The sequence below is a fragment of the Leucobacter weissii genome (genome assembly GCF_017565745.1).
Taxonomy (GTDB): Bacteria; Actinomycetota; Actinomycetes; order Actinomycetales; family Microbacteriaceae; genus Leucobacter; species Leucobacter weissii.
Genome location: NZ_JAGDYM010000010.1, coordinates 40,644 through 56,163, shown reverse-complemented (window position 1 = coordinate 56,163; position 15,520 = coordinate 40,644). Strand labels below are relative to the sequence as shown.

Genomic DNA, 15,520 nt, shown 5'->3' with positions numbered 1-15,520 from the left:
GCCGGGATCGGGGTTTTCTTCCCGGACGGGTGTCGTCGTGTCAGCTGAGGCCGAGCTGGAACTCGTCGACGAGGCTGTCGACGACCGCGTGCAGTGCCTGCCGGTTCCGGCCGGCCGACTCGTACACGGCGAGCTGCCGTTCCGCGCTGGTGCCCTCTGTCAGCAACTGCCGCGCGTCGCCGAGCTCCTCGGTGCAGCCCAGCCGGTCGGCGACGCCCGCCAACCCGGCGAGCAGTTCGGCGAGATCCTCCCGCAGCGGCCGCTGACGGCCCTCGCGGTCGACGATCACGGTCGCATCGAGGCCGTACCTCGCGGCGCGCCATTTGTTCTCGCGCACGAACCAGGGCTGCAGGCGCGGCAGGTCCTCCCCCCGGTCGAGTCGGGTCTGGAACGACTCGACCAGGCACTGGCTGAGCGCGGCGAGGGCTCCGATCTCCCGCAGCGTCGATGCTCCGTCGCAGGCGCGCAGTTCGAGGGTGCCCCAGCGCGGGGCCGGGCGGATGTCCCAGCGCGCCTCGGTGGGCTCCGCGATGATGCCGGTGGTCGCGAGATCGTCGAGCACGTGCTCCAGCTCGGCCCAGTCGCTCACGTCCCAGGGAAGGCCGGCGGTGGAGAGCTGCTGGAACATCAGCGTGCGATTCGAGGCGTAGCCGGTCGATTCGCCCGCCCAGAGCGGACTGGACGCGGAGAGCGCGAGCAGATGGGGGAGGCGCACCAGCAGAGCGTTCATGATCGGGACCACGCGCTCCTGGCGATCGACGCCCACGTGCACGTGCACACCCCAGATCAGCATGTTGCGCCCCCACCACCGGTACCGCTCCATGAAGCGCTCGTAGCGCTCGCTCGGCGTCGTGGTCTGATCCTTCCACCTGCTGAACGGATGGCTGCCCGAGCCGATGAGCGCAGCGCCCCGCTGCTCCGCGGCGGCCTGCACCGCGCGGGCCAGCGAGCGCAGATCTCCGAGCGCGTCGACGACGCGCCCGTGCGGCGCGGTGACCAGCTCCACCGTGTTCTCGAGCAGTTCGCTCGCGAGATGCGGGAAGCGGTCGCCCGGATAGCGCTGGGAGAGCTCGGCGAGCAGTTCCGGCGCGATGCCCACCAGTTCTCGGCTCCCGCGATCCACGAGCCCCAACTCCCACTCGATGCCCAGCGTGGAACGGGGCGAGGATGCGAACGCGATCGACATGGGTGGTTCCCTCCCGACTGCTCGGCACGACCCCGCTGACGGCCGATGTTCGATTTTAGCCTAGCGGTCGTGCGGAACGAACCGGCCGAGTCCGTCACCCGGAGAAAAAATCCCTGATCCCAACAAAATTGCAATCTTCATTCCGACGTGTCATGATTGAGCGGTTCGCGCAACCGCGCCGCTGAACCAGAAACAAGGAGAACCATGGCCGTCAAGATCCGCCTGAAACGACTCGGCAAGATCCGTGCACCCTACTACCGCATCGTGGTCGCCGATTCGCGCACCAAGCGGGACGGCCGCGTCATCGAGGAGATCGGCAAGTACCACCCGACCGAGCATCCGTCGCTCATCGAGGTCGACAGCGATCGCGCCCAGTACTGGCTCGGCGTGGGGGCTCAGCCGACCGAGCAGGTGGCTGCCCTCCTCAAGCTGACCGGCGACTGGGGCAAGTTCACGGGCGACGCCGATGCCGAGTCGAAGGTGCTCGCCCCCGAGCCGAAGCCCGTGTTCGAAGCCGACGCCGCGAAGAAGCCGGTGCTCCGGCCCAAGACCGAGGATCCCGCGCCCGCCGCGGAGGCTCCCGCCGAGGCAGAGGAGACCGCGTCCGCCGATGCTCCGGCCGAGACCGAGGACGCGGCCGACGAAGCAGAGAAGACCGAGAGCTGATCGTGGCCGTTTCGCTCTCGGAGGCGCTCGAGCACCTCGTGCGGGGGATCGTCGATCGTCCGGACGAGGTCCAGGTGGACAGCCGTGAGACCGGTCGAGGCGAACTGCTCGAGGTGCGGGTGCACCCCAGCGATCTCGGAAGAGTCATCGGTCGGGGAGGCCGGACGGCGCAGGCGCTGCGCACCGTCGTCGGTGCGCTCAGCGATGGTCGCGGCGTTCGCATCGACGTCGTCGACACCGATGCGAACGAGGGCTGACGCCCGGATGAGCAACTGATGTCCGCGACTCGGCGCAGCACGAAGGCTCCCCGGCCCGCGCAGGGCAAGGGGAGCCTTCGCGTGGGGCGCCTGACCAAGCCGCACGGACTCAAGGGCGGCATCAAGCTCGAGCTCTACACCGACAACCCCGAACTGCGGTTCGTGCCGGGAGCGGTGTTCTCGCTGCAGGTCCCCGAGGATTCGCCCTGGGCCGGGCGGACCGTCGAGATCCGCGAGCTCCGCTGGTTCAACGGCGCGCCGGTCGTCTTCTTCGAAGAGGTCCCCGACCGCACCGCCGCCGAGAGCATCGTGCGCGCGATCCTCTGGATCGATGAGGACGCGGTGCAGGCCGGTCAGGAGGACAACGCCTGGTACGATCACCAGCTCGTCGGGCTCGATGTGCGCCGCGGATCGGCCGCCGGCGACGCTTCCGAGGAGTCGGACGCCGCTGCGACCGTCTCGTTGGGCACCGTGACGGAGGTCCAGCACCTCCCGGCTCAGGATCTGCTCGTGGTCGAGACGCCGGCCGGCACCGTGCTCGTGCCCTTCGTCGAGGCGATCGTGCCGAGCGTCGACGTGGCGCGGGGTTTCGTCGTGGTCACCCCGCCGGACGGCCTGTTCGAGCAGGACGGTGCCGAGGCGCGAGCCGAGAGCGGGAGCGACGGCCCCGATCAGACGGGTGCTCCGGCATGAGGATCGACGTCGTCACCATCTTCCCCGCCTATTTCGATGCGCTGGAGATCTCCCTGCTGGGGCGCGCGCGGCAGCGCGGTCTCCTCGAGACGCACGTGCACGATCTGAGAGAGGCCGCGCACGACCGGCATCGGACGGTGGACGACACCCCGGCCGGAGGCGGCGCCGGGATGGTCATGAAGCCCGAGCCCTGGGGCGAGGCGCTCGACGGGCTCCTCGGCGCAGCGGGGGAGGAGCGCGAGCCGGGGGAGACCGAGCCGCTCATCGTGTTCCCCTCTCCCTCGGGGGAGAGGTTCACCCAGGAGACGGCGCGGGAACTCGCCGCGGAGCGACGGCTGATCTTCGGCTGCGGCCGCTACGAGGGGATCGACCAGCGGGTGTTCGACGAGTACGGGGAGCGGGGCAGGGTGCGCCTGCTCAGCCTCGGCGACTACGTCCTGAACGGCGGCGAGGTCGCGGTGCTCGCCATGGTCGAGGCGATCGCGCGTTTGATCCCGGGCGTCGTGGGAAACCCCGAGAGCCTGGTCGAGGAGTCGCACGAGCAGGGGCTGCTGGAGTATCCCGTCTACACGAAACCCGCGGTCTGGCGCGGGCGGGAGGTGCCGCCGGTGCTGCTGGGCGGCGACCACGGCGCGGTGGAGGCCTGGCGCCGGGAGCAGTCGCTGGAGCGCACGCGGCGCGTCCGTCCGGACCTGCTGGGGCTCCAGGCCGGGCGAGCCGCGGAGTGAGCCGACGGGCGAGCGGCTGAGCGATATGAGACGGTCGCCGCATCCGCGGACATACTCTTGAGAGAGGCGGTGTTCGAGTGCGCGATGCGGACGACGGTGAGCTCGTCGAGGTGCTCGCCGAGGGCAGCGAGCGGGCGCTCGCGACCATCTACGAGCGGCACCGGCGCCCCGTCTACGCACAGGCCTATGCCGTGCTCGCGGCGCGCGCGGACGCCGAGGAGGTGCTGCAGGACACCTTCCTCACGCTGTGGCAGAAGCGCCGACAGATCCGTCTGGTGGGCGGGTCGACGCTGCCCTGGCTGCTCGTCACGGCGAGGCACCTGTCGAGGAATCGTCGCCGCTCTCGGGCCAGGCGCGCCGCCGTGGCGCTGCCGGAGGAGGTTCCCGACCTCGCCGGCGATCCGGCCGCGCTCGTCGCGCGGCGGGAGCTCGCCGCGGTGCTTGAGGAGGCGAGCGCGAGACTGGAGCCGCTCGACCGGGAGATCCTGCAGCTCTGCCTGATCGAGGGGATGAGCTATCGGGAGGCGGCGGCACGGCTGGAATCCACGCATGCGACGGTGCGCAACCGGCTGAGCCGGGCGCGCAAGTCGGTGCGGCTGCGTCTCGAATCGGAGATCGAGAGGGGATCGGGATGACGGACGAGCCGACGATGAGCGGGTCGACGACGAACGAGCCGACACCGGACGAGTACGACGAGATCGGCCGCAGGATGCTCGGCCGTGCGCGCCGCGGGGAGCGGCGGCGGCGAGCGATCCAATTCGCCGCCGTCGGGATCTCTGCGGCGGCGCTCACCGCAGCCGTGCTCCTGCCGAGCACGCTCTCCGCGGTCACCGTCGATGACGGGTCCGGACTCCGCTCTGCGCAGCAGGCGGAGGCCGAGTCGACCGAGGCGGTGCCCGAGAGCGGGAGCGCGGGCGAGAAGGCCGCGGTATCGGGAGACGGGTCCGACGAAGAGATGGAGATGCAGAACTCCGGGGGATCCCCGGCGATCCTCTGCTATGCGGAGGCCGATCCCTCCGCCGAGCGGGTCGCGCTCTCGGGCGATCCGACCGGAGACGAGGAATGGGCGGTCGAAGCGTGCGATCGGATCTGGGTGGCTGAGAGTTCGCCGACCGGTCGGGGAACAATGGGTGAAGAATCCTCCGTGGAGCCCTCCGACACCAGCTTCCGGCCTTGCCGCGTGTCCGGCGGGGTGATCGCGGTGTTCCCCGATGCCGGCGGCGAGCGGAACGCCGAACTCTGCGAAGAGATCGGCGGCGAGACTCCCCGCTGAATTCCCCGCCGCCGATCCGAGACGGTTGCGGTCGTCGGCGACATCCTCTCGGTGAGGCCCGTTCTCGGAGTGTCATCCGCGGCGGCGTCGGCTACTCGGGTTTCGGCAGAGCCTCGATAGAACGGAGGAGCGATATGGAGAGGACTTCAGCGCGGATCGGGCGGGGCGTGACCGCGTTCGCCGCACTGGCGGCCGCGACCCTGCTGGTCGGTTGCGCCTCGCCGCTCACGGATGACGACCCGGGCGAGGGCGTGCCCCGATCGGAGCCCGAGACGCTCTCGGAGTCCTACGTCTGCGGGTGGCACCGTTTCCCCGCCTCGGCGATCGAGCAGCCCCGACGGATCGCCGACCTCGAGCCGGACGAGCGCGCAGCCATCACCGGGGCGACCGACGACCTGGGCGAGCCGCTCGAACTCGGGGACCTCGCCAGCTGGATCGTCATCTCCGCCAACGACGAGAACATCGCGCTGATCCGGCCGAACTCCGAGCGCCCGCCCGGCTATCCGGATTCCGTGCCCGAACTCGCCCCGATGCCCGACTACGAGGAGCAGTCGCTCTTTCGCAGCACGAAGACCGAGGGATGGATGTACGGGAGCAACGGGCGATGCCGCCTGACCTTCGATCTGGGCGATCTCCAGGTTCCAGACGTCGTGCTCGACCCGGAGCGGTCGCCGGACCCCGACTCGACCGAACTGCCGCTTCTGGTGCTCGACTCCTCATGCGGAGGCGACACCGACATGCCCGACCGGATCGAGGTGGTGAGCGTGGAGGAGAGCGACACCGAAGTCGGCCTGCTCCTCGGAACGAGCCCACTGCCGGAGGGAGCATATGCCTGCCCCGGGTTCTCGCCGACGCCCTACACGCTGCAGCTCGACGCGCCGCTCGGCGATCGCGTCGTGGTCGATCTCTCGCGGGTGCAGCGGCTCGAACTCACCGACGCCACGGCCGCTGCCGTCGAACCGTGAACGATGGAATTGCCGGAGGTTCATCGCCGGTGATCTGAGACGGTCGCGATTGTCGGCGACACCTTCTCACTGAGGCCCCGTTCACAGAAGCGGCGTTCTCAGCGTTGGCGCTCTTGACGGAACGGAGGGGTCGGATGGATGTTACGCACGCAGGCATCGGGCGCGCGCTCGCCGCTCTGGCGACCGCGGTTCTGCTCGCGGGCTGCGCGTCGTCGGCTGCGAGTGATCCGCAGCCGTCCCCCGAATCCCCGGCCGGGCCGGTGTCGGCAGACGCGTATCTCTGCATGGGCGCGCAGATACCTCGGAGCGCGATCGAGAACCCGGTGCGGATCGCCGATCTCGACGAGACGGGCCGGGATGCGATTGCCGGGGCCACCGATGACGCCGGTTCCCCGCTCGAACTGGAGGATCCCGAGGAGTGGATCGTCGCCACGCGAAGCGACACCTTGATCATCCTGATTCGCACCCTCGACGAGACGCGCGACGACGAGGAAGAGTTCGACACGCGCGCGGAGGACGATCATGAAACCATCGAGCTGAGCACCGAGTTGTGGGAGGGCTGGGCTGTGGCGGCGTCGAACGGTGGCTGCGTGCTCACGGTCCAGCTCGATGGGCTCGGCGTGCCTTACGTCTGGCTGGATCCCGACTTTCCGCCGGATCCGGAGTCCCGCGAGCTCAGGCTGATGGTCCTCGACTCGCAGTGCGGAGGCGACATCGACATGCCGGAGCGTATCGAGGTCGTGCAACTCGACGAGGGCGAATCTGAGGTCGGTCTGCTCCTCGGTACGCAGCCGCTACCCGAGGGCGGGTATGAATGCCCCGGGTTTTCGCCGACGCCCTACACGCTGGAGTTGGACGAGCCCCTCGGCGATCGCGTCGTGGTCGACCTCTCGCGGGTGGAGCGGCGCGAACTCGTCTGAGCTCCGGTCTCTCGCCGCGCTCGTGCGGCAGGTGCGGCGAAACTGTGGCATAATAGACGCTTGTGCCACGGTGCGGCACTGCCGCGAGGGTCCGCACGAACCGTGAGACACCACACTCTTACGCATCACAGGGTTGCGTTCCGACTTGCGGCGGGCGCAGAGAGAGACAATCATGCAGAAGCTCGACCACGTCGACGCCGCGTCGCTCAAGAGCGACATCCCCGAGTTCCGCGCCGGCGACACCGTCAAGGTGCACGTGAACATCATCGAGGGCAACCGCTCCCGCGTGCAGGTGTTCCAGGGCGTCGTCATCGCACGCCACGGCGAGGGCGTCCGCGAGACCTTCACCGTCCGCAAGATCAGCTTCCAGGTCGGCGTGGAGCGCAAGTTCCCGCTGCACTCCCCGGCCATCGACAAGATCGAGGTCGTGAGCCGCGGCGACGTGCGCCGAGCCAAGCTCTACTACCTGCGCGGCCTGACCGGCAAGAAGGCCAAGATCAAGGAGAAGCGCGAGGACTGATCCGCGCTCCCGGCTCGCTCCCAGGCTCTCCCCGGCTGCGGGTGGGAGCCTGATGCGTATGTCCCGGGTGTCCGACGCGAGCGCCGAGTCCGTCTCGCCCGCCGCAGACCATGATCCGCACTCTCCGACGACTGGGAGCCACATGACCGAGGCCGCGACTCCGGACCGCAAGCGTCTGGGCGGAGTGCTGGGCTTTCTGAGAGATCTGCTCGTGATCCTGGTGGTCGCGTTCGTCATCTCGTTCCTGCTGAAGACCTTCCTCGTGCGCAGCTTCTACATTCCCTCGGGGTCGATGGAGCACACGCTCGAGCTCAACGACCGGATCCTGGTCAACCAGCTGGTTCCCGACCTGGTCGGCGTGCAGCGCGGCGACGTCGTCGTGTTCCGTGATCCCGGCGGATGGCTGCAGCTGACCGCGAGCGAGGCCGGACCCGCTCCGAGTCTCTTCGAGCAGGGGCTGCAGGTGGTCGGGCTCGCCGCCGACACGAGCGCCGACTACGTCGTGAAGCGCGTGATCGGCGTCGGCGGCGATCGGGTCGCCTGCTGCGACGCCGAGGGGCACGTCACCGTCAACGGCGTCTCCCTCGACGAGCCCTACGCCGTCATCCCCGAGGGGAAGACGAGAAGCTCGGAGATCGACTTCGACGTGACGGTGCCCGAGGGCGCGGTCTGGGTCATGGGCGACAACCGGTACAGCAGCCGGGATTCGCGCTACAACCAGGATCAGCCGGGCAAGGGCTTCGTGCTGGAGGACGAGATCGTCGGACGGGCCTTCCTGCTGAACTGGCCGCTGAACCGGCTCGGCTGGCTCGGCAACTACCCCGAGACCTTCGAAGGCGTGGACGAGGCCCGCGAGACGTCATCCGAGGCGGAGCCGAGCGACGACGTCGGCGATGCGACCGGCGAGTGATCCGCGCGATCCTGCGAAGGATCCGACCCTCGACCTCGAGCGCGCCTGCTTCGAAGCCGGCGCGGTCGCGGTCATCGGCGTGGACGAGGTCGGCCGCGGCGCGATCGCCGGCGCGGTGGCGGTCGGCGCCCACGCGGTCCTCGCCGGGGTGGAGGCGTTCCCCCGCGGCCTGCGCGACTCGAAGCTGCTGAGCGAGCGGCGCCGCGAGGCACTGGCGCCCGAGGTCGCCGGGTGGGGACCCGGGGAGGTCGGTTACGCGAGTCCGGCGGAGATCGACGAGCACGGCATCTCCTGGGCACTCGGACACGCGGGACGCCGCGCGCTGCTCGCGCTGCGCACGCGCGGCGTGCCGGTCCAACGGGCGGTGGTGCTGCTCGACGGACGGCACGACTGGTTGACCCCGGCGCTGCACGGCCCGCTCGACGTGCGCACGCGGGTGGGGGCGGATCGGAGCTGCGCCTCGGTCGCCGCGGCCTCCGTGCGGGCGAAGGTGGAGCGCGACGCGCTCATGCGGGAGGCCGATGAGGTGCATCCGGGCTACGCGTGGGCCTCGAACAAGGGATACGGCTCGCGTGCCCACTACGAGGGGATCGCCGCGCTCGGCCTGGCGCCGCTGCACCGGCGCAGCTTCATCCACGGAGCGCACGGGATGGGATCCCGGGCAGGCGCAGAGACGTAGGATTCGAAGCATGGATTCCGCGATGGCCGCTCTGATCGTCGATCTGGTGCTCGTGCTCTGGCTCGTCTCCCAGATCGTCTTCGGCGCACGGTACGGCGTGGCGCGCACGTCGCTCGCGCTCGGCGGCCTCGCCATAGGGGGACTGCTCGCGTGGTGGACCCTGCCGGTCGTCGCGGAGTGGACGAACGCCTGGGGCGGCCCCGCGCTGCTGCCGATCCTCGTCGGCGGAGCGCTGGTGCTGACCACCGCGGGGATCGGCGCGGCACTCGGCATCCGTCTCACGGCGGGGTTGAAGCGCGCCCGTCTCGGCGCGCTGAACCGCCTGCTGGGCGCGGCGGCCGGCCTCGTCATCTCCTCGCTCGTGCTCGTGCTGGTCGCAGGCGGGCTGAGCGCGCTCGGCAATCCCTTCGTCTCGCAGCTGGTCTCGTCCTCCCGGGTCGTCTCGCTGATCACGGGCCTGCTGCCCGACGAGCTGCGCGGGCGTCTCCAGCACCTCGGAAGGGACACGGTCACTGATGGCATCCCGTGGCTGATCGAGGCCATCGACGGAGTCGACGATCCGCCGGCCCTGCCGCGGGTCGATCTCGACGATCCGGCGCTCGCCGAGGCGGCCGAGTCGGTCGTGCGGGTGTCGGGCAACTCCTACGCGTGCGGACAGCGTCAGCTCGGCTCGGGCTTCGTCGTCGCCGAGAACCGCATCATCACGAACGCGCACGTCGTCGCGGGCGCCGACGAGGTGGTCGTCGAGGTGCCGGGGCAGCGCGGTCGTTCGGGGGTGGTGAGCTATTTCGACGCGGAGTCGGATCTGGCCGTCGTGAGCGTCGAGGATCTGAGCGCTCGGGCGCTGCCACTCGGCTCGCCGCTGGACACGGGATCGGAGGCGGTGGTGCAGGGGTATCCCGGCGGAGGGGAATTCAGCTCTCGAGCGGCCCGCGTCCTCGACTCCAGGCCGGTCGCCTTCCAGGACGGCGGGACGCGCGAGGTGATCACGCTCGCGGCCGATGTGCGGCAGGGCAATTCGGGCGGTCCGCTGCTCGCGTTGAACGGCGAGGTGGCGGGAGTCGTGTTCGCGAAGGAGGAGCGCGTCGAGAACGTCGGCTACGCGATCCCGCTCTCCGTCCTCCGGCCCGTCGCGGAGCGCGCGGCGGAGCTCGTCGACGCGGTGGGCACCGGCGTCTGCGCCGGGTAGTCGGGGCCGGTCCGCCCGGCGAGGAGTTCCGGGAGGGCCGACATGCTTCGAGCGCCCCCACGGACATTCGACGCGGTCCGTCGGAACGATCGGTCCTCCCAGCTTCGACTCAGGGAGGACATAGCTCTCGAATAGCGCAGCTCCCTAGCCTCGGTGGTGACCGCTTTTCCCATCACCGCAACACGGAGGCAGACCATGAAGACCAGGCATCGCATCATCCTCGCTCCGGCGCTCGCCGGCCTCGCGCTCACCGCCGGCCTCGCCGGTTGCGCCACCGAGGCGGCCGAGGCCGAACCCGTCGAAAGCGGATCGGTCGTCGACACCCAGACGAGCGACACGCAGGCCTCCGAGTCGGACTCGTCGGCCTCCGAGCAGGAGAGCGACACGGGATCCTCGTCCTACGCCGACGGCGAGTACACCGCCAGCGGAAGCTACACGACCCCGGGCGGTCAGGAATCGGTGACGGTCACCCTCTCGCTCGAGTCGGGCGTGGTCGCGGATCTCTCGGTCGAGGGCAGCGCCCAGGGCGGCGATTCGGCGCGCTACCAGTCGGAGTTCATCGACAACATCTCTTCCCAGGTCGTCGGCGTGGCCATCGACGAGCTCGAGGTCTCGAAGGTGGCCGGCTCCTCGCTCACGAGCGGGGGCTTCAACGCCGCCATCGACCAGATCCTCTCCGAAGCCGCCGCCTGAGCCGGCGCAGCAGCAGGAGGAACGCCGTGCCCACGATCGCACCGGACATCGACCTGTCGTTCGACGCCATCGGCGTGCCCTGGCGGGTCGAGGCGTGGGGGCCCCTGGCCCCGGGCGCCGGATCCGCCGTCCGCGACCGCATCGACCGCTTCGACCGGGCCTGGTCGCGCTTCCGCGACGACTCCCTCGTCGCGGAAGCGTCGCGCGAGGCCGGTCGCACCGAGTTCCCGGCGGAGGGGCGGCGGCTGTTCGCCCTCTACCGCGCGCTGTACGAGGCGACGGAGGGCGCCGTCACCCCGTTCGTCGGCGACGCCCTGGCCGCGCTCGGCTACGGTCCTGCCGGCGCGGACGGGCCGGGAGCGCCCCCGCCCTGGGAGCGCGTCGCCCGCATCGACGGCAGCGCGGTCGACACGAGCGCCCCGGTCACCATCGATGTCGGCGCCGCGGGCAAGGGGCTGCTCGTCGATCTCGTCGGGGACGTCCTCGCGGAGGCCGGCGCGACGGCGTCGGTCGTCGACGCCTCGGGGGATCTCCGCATCCGCGGATCGGCCGGGCAGCCGGTGCGCATCGCGCTCGAGCACCCCTACAACACCCGCCGGGCGATCGGGGTGGTCGAGGTGTCCGAGGGGGCGGTGTGCGCCTCGGCCGGCAACCGGCGGACGTGGGGGGACGGGCTGCACCACGTCCTGGACGGGCGCAGCGGCCGACCGGTGCGCACCGTCGTCGCCACCTGGGCGCTGGCCGAGGAGGCGATGCTCGCCGACGGAGCCGCCACCGCGCTCTTCTTCCTCTCGCCGGCCGAACTCCTGGAGCGCTTCGGCGTGCACGGGGCCAGGATGTCGAGCGACGGGCTGGTCGAACGCACCTCGGCGTTTCCCGGCGAGGTCTTCGCGTGATCCGGCAGTCCCTCTCCGTCGTCGGCGCCGCGCTCGGACGCCTGCCCATGTACCGCGTCGCCTCGCTCGCACTCGGCGCCCTCGTCGTCGTCTCTTTCGCGCTGTCGTTCGCCGGAGTGCTCTACTACACTCCGGCCGAACTGGCGGCGCTGCTCGGCATCTCGGTGCTCGGCACCGTGCTCGTCTCCCGCCTCGCCGCGCTCGTGTGGCGAGCCGAGACGCACGACGAGTCCTCCCTGATCACGGGACTCCTGCTGTTCTTCATCCTTAAGCCGGGCGTGGAACCGCTCGATCTGGCCGCCGCGGTCCTCGGCGCGGCCGTGGCCGGACTGTCCAAGTTCCTGCTCGCGTGGCGCGGACGGCACCTCTTCAATCCCGCAGCGCTCGGCGCCTTCGTCGTCTCCGCCTCGGGCGTCGGGGCGGGCTACTGGTGGATCGGCAGCTCCGACCTCGTCTGGTTCGTCGTCCCGATCGCCGCGATCGTAGTGATCCGGCTCGGGCAGGTGCTCCTCGCGAGCCTCGCCGCCGCAGCGGGCCTCGCGGTCTACACGCTCAGCGCCGTCTCCTGGGGATCGACCGCGCCGCAGGCGCTGCAGACCGGAATCGCCTCGACCGCGCTCGTGTTCTTCGCGGCGTTCATGGTGACCGAGCCGCTCACCCTGCCGCCGCGGCGCGGGCAGCGGATCGCGGTCGCGCTCGTGACGGGCGCGCTGTTCGCCGCCCCCATTCCGCTCGGGGCGCTGTTCATGAGCCCCCAGCTCGCGCTGCTGATCGGCAACGCGCTCGGCTTCGTCCTCGCCCGGAGGCGCGGTATCCGCCTCGCGCTCCGCGAGGCCCGACGCGGCCGGGACGGCACGGTCGAACTGCGCTTCGCCGCACAGCGCCCCCTCCGCTATCGCGCGGGTCAGGCCATCGAGCTCCACGTGCCCGGCGTCTCTCCCTTCGCCCCACGGGGCCAGCGCCGGGTGTTCAGCCTGGTGTCCGCCCCGTCCGACAGCCGGGAGGTGCGCGTCGCGTTCCGGCTCCCCGCGCGGCCGAGCGCGGCGAAGCGGGCGCTCGCCGAGCTGCCGGTCGGGGCCGAGGTGCGGGCCACCGGCGTCTGGGGCGACTTCGCCCCACCACGCGACGCGCGCCGCGGCGTCGTGATGGTGGCGGGCGGCATCGGCCTCACCCCCTTCCTGAGCTGGCTGCGGGAGGCGCGGTCCGAGGGCGGCGAGCGCGACGCCGTGCTCGTGCTGGCCGCCTCGGCACCCGATGCGAATCCGTTCCGCGAGGAGCTCGCCGAGCTCCCCGCGCGCGTGATCCTCGCCGGCGGCGAGAACGCGCCGGCCTCGCTCGGCCCGCGCGAGGAGTGGGCCGGTCCGGGGCGGATCACGGGAGAGCGCATCGCGGAACTCGTGCCGGACCTCGCGCAGCGCGACGCCTTCGTGTCGGGCCCGCCCCGCTTCGTGGCCGAGCTGCGGGGCGGTCTCCGGCGCCGCTCCCGCCGCGTGCGCACCGACGCCTTCGCGGGGTACTGACGTCGCGCGCGATAGGCTGGAGCGGTGAGTGATTCCCGCGGCCCAGATCTCCGTGCCGAGGCGCCGATCGGCGTGTTCGACTCCGGAGTCGGCGGCCTCACCGTGGCGCGGGCGATCCGGGATCAGCTGCCGCACGAGTCCATGATCTACGTCGGGGACACCGCGCGCACGCCCTACGGGCCTCGGCCGATCGCCGAGGTGCGCCGCTTCGCGCTCGAGATCCTCGACGGGCTGGTCGAGCAGGGCGTCAAGATGCTCGTGATCGCCTGCAACACCGCGAGCGCCGCCATGCTGCGCGATGCGCACGAGCGCTACGAGGTGCCGGTCGTCGAGGTGATCGGCCCGACCGTGCGGAGCGCGGTCAGCATCACCCGCAACGGGCGGATCGGGCTGATCGGCACCGAGGGCACGATCCAGTCGCGCGTCTACGACGACCTCTTCAGCGTGCGTCCCGAGATCGAGCTCGTGGCGCGGGCGTGCCCCCGCTTCGTCGAACTCGTCGAGGCGGGGCGCACGAGCGGGCCCGAGGTGCTCGCCGCCGCCTCCGAGTACCTGGCCCCCCTCGTGGAGCGGGACATCGACACCCTCGTCCTCGGCTGCACGCACTACCCCTTCCTGCGCGGCGCGATCGGTCAGGTCGTCGGCCCCGAGGTGGCCCTCGTGTCGAGCGACCTCGAGACCGCGGCCGAGGTGTACCGCGTGCTCACGCAGCGCGGGCTGCTGCGCGATCCCGGCGCGGGGGAGCCGTCGGTGCGCTACGAGGCGACCGGGGCCGACACGGCGGCCTTCGTGGAGCTCGCGCGCCGCATGATCGGGATCGGCATCGACTCCGTGGACCGGGTGGAGACCGGGGCGATCCGGATCCCCTCCGCATCAGCCGAACAGAGGAGACGAACGACATGACGGCGAACGACACGAGGCAGACCGGCGCGGCCGAGCCGACCACCCCAGGCGCCGCCAGGGCCGATGGACGGGCGCCGGGCGAGCTGCGCCCGGTGACGATCGAGCGCGGCTGGAGCCGCCAGGCCGAGGGCAGCGCGCTGATCAGCTTCGGCGACACCCGGGTGCTCTGCACCGCCTCCTTCACGCCGGGGGTGCCGCGCTGGCTGACGGGCAAGGGCGCCGGATGGGTGACCGCCGAGTACGCCATGCTGCCGCGCGCCACCAACGAGCGCTCGCAGCGGGAATCCGTCAAGGGCAGGCTCGGCGGGCGCACCCACGAGATCTCCCGTCTCATCGGGCGCAGCCTGCGCGCGGTCGTCGACACCAGGGCGCTGGGCGAGAACACCATCGTCATCGACTGCGACGTGCTCCAGGCCGACGGCGGCACCCGCACCGCGGCGATCACGGGCGCCTACGTGGCGCTGGTCGACGCGATCGAGTGGGGGCGCGAGCGCGGCTTCATCGGGCGCAAGAAGCAGGCGCTCACCGACAGCGTGGCCGCGGTGTCCGTGGGCATCGTCGACGGCGTGCCGCTGAGTGACCTGGCCTATGTCGAGGACGTGCGCGCCGAGACGGACATGAACGTGGTCGTCACCGGCTCCGGCGCCTTCGTGGAGGTGCAGGGCACCGCCGAGGGCGCACCGTTCGACCGCGCCGAGCTCGACGCGCTGCTCGACCTCGCGCTCGTCTCGACCGCGGAGCTGAGCGGGCTGCAGCGCGCGGCGTTGGAGCCCGCCGCATGAGCGGGCGGCCGGAGATCAGCGCATGACCGCCGAACCGCTGCGGGTCGTCCTCGCCAGCCACAACCGGCACAAGCTCGACGAGCTGCGCCGGATCCTGAGTCCCCTCGTACCCGAGATCGAACTCCTCGGCTACGACGGCCCCGAACCGATCGAGGACGGGATCGGCTTCGAGGAGAACGCGCTCATCAAGGCCCGGGCCGCCGCCGCGCACACCGGCCTGCCCGCGATCGCCGACGATTCCGGGATCTCGGTCGACATCCTGGGCGGCAGCCCGGGGATCTTCTCGGCCCGCTGGGCGGGCACCGCGCGCAGCGGCGGCGGGGATCCCGATCGTGCCAACCTCCGACTGCTGCTCGCGCAGCTCGCGGACATCGCCGACGAGCACCGCTCCGCGTCGTTCGTGTGCGCCGCGGCGCTCGCCCTGCCCGCCGCTTCGCCCACCCCGACGGGCTCGGAGAACGGTGACGAGGTGGCGGTGCGAGGCGTCTGGCCGGGATCCATCCTGCGGGCGCCCGCGGGGGAGGGCGGCTTCGGCTACGATCCGGTGTTCCGGCCCGAGGGCGAGCACCGCTCCGCAGCCCAGCTGAGCCCCGAGGAGAAGGACGCGCACTCCCACCGCCGTCGCGCCTTCACCCGGCTCGCAGCCGAGATCAGGACGCGTCTCGTGCCCTGACCCGCCACCGACGCCGGCTTGTGCGGCCCCTGTGCCCGAGCCCGAGTGCCCCGCGAACGCGATGCGG

General features: G+C 71.3%; 19 protein-coding genes. 18 read left to right on the top strand and 1 reads right to left on the bottom strand.

Annotated elements, in window-relative coordinates; genetic code table 11:
• Positions 1–40 precede the first annotated feature (40 nt).
• Complete coding sequence (locus J4H92_RS09005; RefSeq protein WP_208097852.1) at positions 41–1,186, bottom strand: glutamate--cysteine ligase; 1,146 nt, start codon at positions 1,184–1,186, stop codon at positions 41–43.
• A gap of 204 nt (positions 1,187–1,390) precedes the next feature.
• Here J4H92_RS09005 and rpsP point away from each other — a divergent pair, with 204 nt between their 5' ends.
• The 18 genes from rpsP (at position 1,391) to J4H92_RS08915 (ending at position 15,453) form a co-directional block, all read left to right on the top strand.
• Positions 1,391–1,852, top strand: a complete 462-nt coding sequence (rpsP, locus tag J4H92_RS09000; protein WP_208097851.1) for a 30S ribosomal protein S16 — start codon at positions 1,391–1,393, stop codon at positions 1,850–1,852.
• A gap of 2 nt (positions 1,853–1,854) precedes the next feature.
• The gene (locus J4H92_RS08995) at positions 1,855–2,109 is read left to right on the top strand and encodes an RNA-binding protein (RefSeq protein WP_424960868.1); all 255 of its coding nucleotides are present in this window, start codon (positions 1,855–1,857) and stop codon (positions 2,107–2,109) included.
• 18 nt (positions 2,110–2,127) lie between these two features.
• Positions 2,128–2,802 carry a ribosome maturation factor RimM gene (rimM, locus tag J4H92_RS08990; protein ID WP_208097850.1) on the top strand — a complete coding sequence of 225 codons (675 nt, stop codon included), beginning with the start codon at positions 2,128–2,130 and terminating at the stop codon, positions 2,800–2,802.
• Positions 2,799–3,530, top strand: coding sequence for a tRNA (guanosine(37)-N1)-methyltransferase TrmD (trmD, locus tag J4H92_RS08985; RefSeq protein WP_208097849.1), 732 nt, complete (start codon positions 2,799–2,801; stop codon positions 3,528–3,530). The genes rimM and trmD overlap by 4 nt, the downstream gene beginning before the upstream one ends.
• 77 nt (positions 3,531–3,607) lie before the next feature.
• Positions 3,608–4,165 (top strand): sigma-70 family RNA polymerase sigma factor, encoded by a 558-nt coding sequence (locus tag J4H92_RS08980; protein WP_208097848.1) that lies wholly within the window; start codon positions 3,608–3,610, stop codon positions 4,163–4,165.
• Positions 4,162–4,803, top strand: coding sequence for a hypothetical protein (locus J4H92_RS08975; protein WP_208097847.1), 642 nt, complete (start codon positions 4,162–4,164; stop codon positions 4,801–4,803). Before J4H92_RS08980 ends, J4H92_RS08975 begins: the two co-directional genes overlap by 4 nt.
• Positions 4,804–4,937: 134 nt before the next feature.
• Positions 4,938–5,768 (top strand): hypothetical protein, encoded by an 831-nt coding sequence (locus J4H92_RS08970; RefSeq protein ID WP_208097846.1) that lies wholly within the window; start codon positions 4,938–4,940, stop codon positions 5,766–5,768.
• Between the two features lie 134 nt (positions 5,769–5,902).
• A complete protein-coding gene (locus J4H92_RS08965) occupies positions 5,903–6,688 on the top strand; it encodes a hypothetical protein (RefSeq protein ID WP_208097845.1) in 786 nt (261 codons plus the stop codon).
• A gap of 172 nt (positions 6,689–6,860) precedes the next feature.
• Positions 6,861–7,208: a 50S ribosomal protein L19 gene (gene rplS / locus J4H92_RS08960; protein ID WP_208097844.1), complete on the top strand. Its 348-nt coding sequence runs from the start codon at positions 6,861–6,863 to the stop codon at positions 7,206–7,208.
• 142 nt (positions 7,209–7,350) lie between these two features.
• Positions 7,351–8,118, top strand: a complete 768-nt coding sequence (gene lepB / locus J4H92_RS08955; RefSeq protein ID WP_208097843.1) for a signal peptidase I — start codon at positions 7,351–7,353, stop codon at positions 8,116–8,118.
• Positions 8,102–8,797, top strand: coding sequence for a ribonuclease HII (locus J4H92_RS08950; protein ID WP_208097842.1), 696 nt, complete (start codon positions 8,102–8,104; stop codon positions 8,795–8,797). Before lepB ends, J4H92_RS08950 begins: the two co-directional genes overlap by 17 nt.
• Before the next feature lie 10 nt (positions 8,798–8,807).
• Positions 8,808–9,986 (top strand): MarP family serine protease, encoded by a 1,179-nt coding sequence (locus J4H92_RS08945; RefSeq protein ID WP_208097841.1) that lies wholly within the window; start codon positions 8,808–8,810, stop codon positions 9,984–9,986.
• Between the two features lie 195 nt (positions 9,987–10,181).
• Positions 10,182–10,679: a hypothetical protein gene (locus J4H92_RS08940; RefSeq protein WP_208097840.1), complete on the top strand. Its 498-nt coding sequence runs from the start codon at positions 10,182–10,184 to the stop codon at positions 10,677–10,679.
• Between the two features lie 26 nt (positions 10,680–10,705).
• A complete protein-coding gene (locus tag J4H92_RS08935; protein ID WP_208097839.1) occupies positions 10,706–11,575 on the top strand; it encodes an FAD:protein FMN transferase in 870 nt (289 codons plus the stop codon).
• Entirely contained in the window at positions 11,572–13,095 is a 1,524-nt protein-coding gene (locus J4H92_RS15760; protein ID WP_208097838.1) for a ferredoxin reductase domain-containing protein, read from the top strand. Before J4H92_RS08935 ends, J4H92_RS15760 begins: the two co-directional genes overlap by 4 nt.
• A 24-nt stretch (positions 13,096–13,119) precedes the next feature.
• Positions 13,120–13,998, top strand: coding sequence for a glutamate racemase (gene murI / locus J4H92_RS08925; protein WP_208097837.1), 879 nt, complete (start codon positions 13,120–13,122; stop codon positions 13,996–13,998).
• Positions 13,995–14,780, top strand: a complete 786-nt coding sequence (rph, locus tag J4H92_RS08920; RefSeq protein ID WP_208097836.1) for a ribonuclease PH — start codon at positions 13,995–13,997, stop codon at positions 14,778–14,780. Before murI ends, rph begins: the two co-directional genes overlap by 4 nt.
• 22 nt (positions 14,781–14,802) lie before the next feature.
• A complete protein-coding gene (locus tag J4H92_RS08915) occupies positions 14,803–15,453 on the top strand; it encodes a non-canonical purine NTP pyrophosphatase (RefSeq protein ID WP_208097835.1) in 651 nt (216 codons plus the stop codon).
• Positions 15,454–15,520 lie beyond the last annotated feature (67 nt).

Coding starts and splice junctions, on each gene's coding strand:
- J4H92_RS08975 (WP_208097847.1), top strand. CDS start 4,162: ATGACGGACGAGCCGACGATGAGCGGGTCGACGACGAACGAGCCGACA.
- rimM (WP_208097850.1), top strand. CDS start 2,128: ATGTCCGCGACTCGGCGCAGCACGAAGGCTCCCCGGCCCGCGCAGGGC.
- J4H92_RS08945 (WP_208097841.1), top strand. CDS start 8,808: ATGGATTCCGCGATGGCCGCTCTGATCGTCGATCTGGTGCTCGTGCTC.
- rplS (WP_208097844.1), top strand. CDS start 6,861: ATGCAGAAGCTCGACCACGTCGACGCCGCGTCGCTCAAGAGCGACATC.
- J4H92_RS08965 (WP_208097845.1), top strand. CDS start 5,903: ATGGATGTTACGCACGCAGGCATCGGGCGCGCGCTCGCCGCTCTGGCG.
- J4H92_RS09005 (WP_208097852.1), bottom strand. CDS start 1,186: ATGTCGATCGCGTTCGCATCCTCGCCCCGTTCCACGCTGGGCATCGAG.
- J4H92_RS08940 (WP_208097840.1), top strand. CDS start 10,182: ATGAAGACCAGGCATCGCATCATCCTCGCTCCGGCGCTCGCCGGCCTC.
- lepB (WP_208097843.1), top strand. CDS start 7,351: ATGACCGAGGCCGCGACTCCGGACCGCAAGCGTCTGGGCGGAGTGCTG.
- rpsP (WP_208097851.1), top strand. CDS start 1,391: ATGGCCGTCAAGATCCGCCTGAAACGACTCGGCAAGATCCGTGCACCC.
- J4H92_RS08970 (WP_208097846.1), top strand. CDS start 4,938: ATGGAGAGGACTTCAGCGCGGATCGGGCGGGGCGTGACCGCGTTCGCC.
- J4H92_RS08950 (WP_208097842.1), top strand. CDS start 8,102: ATGCGACCGGCGAGTGATCCGCGCGATCCTGCGAAGGATCCGACCCTC.
- J4H92_RS08915 (WP_208097835.1), top strand. CDS start 14,803: ATGACCGCCGAACCGCTGCGGGTCGTCCTCGCCAGCCACAACCGGCAC.
- trmD (WP_208097849.1), top strand. CDS start 2,799: ATGAGGATCGACGTCGTCACCATCTTCCCCGCCTATTTCGATGCGCTG.
- rph (WP_208097836.1), top strand. CDS start 13,995: ATGACGGCGAACGACACGAGGCAGACCGGCGCGGCCGAGCCGACCACC.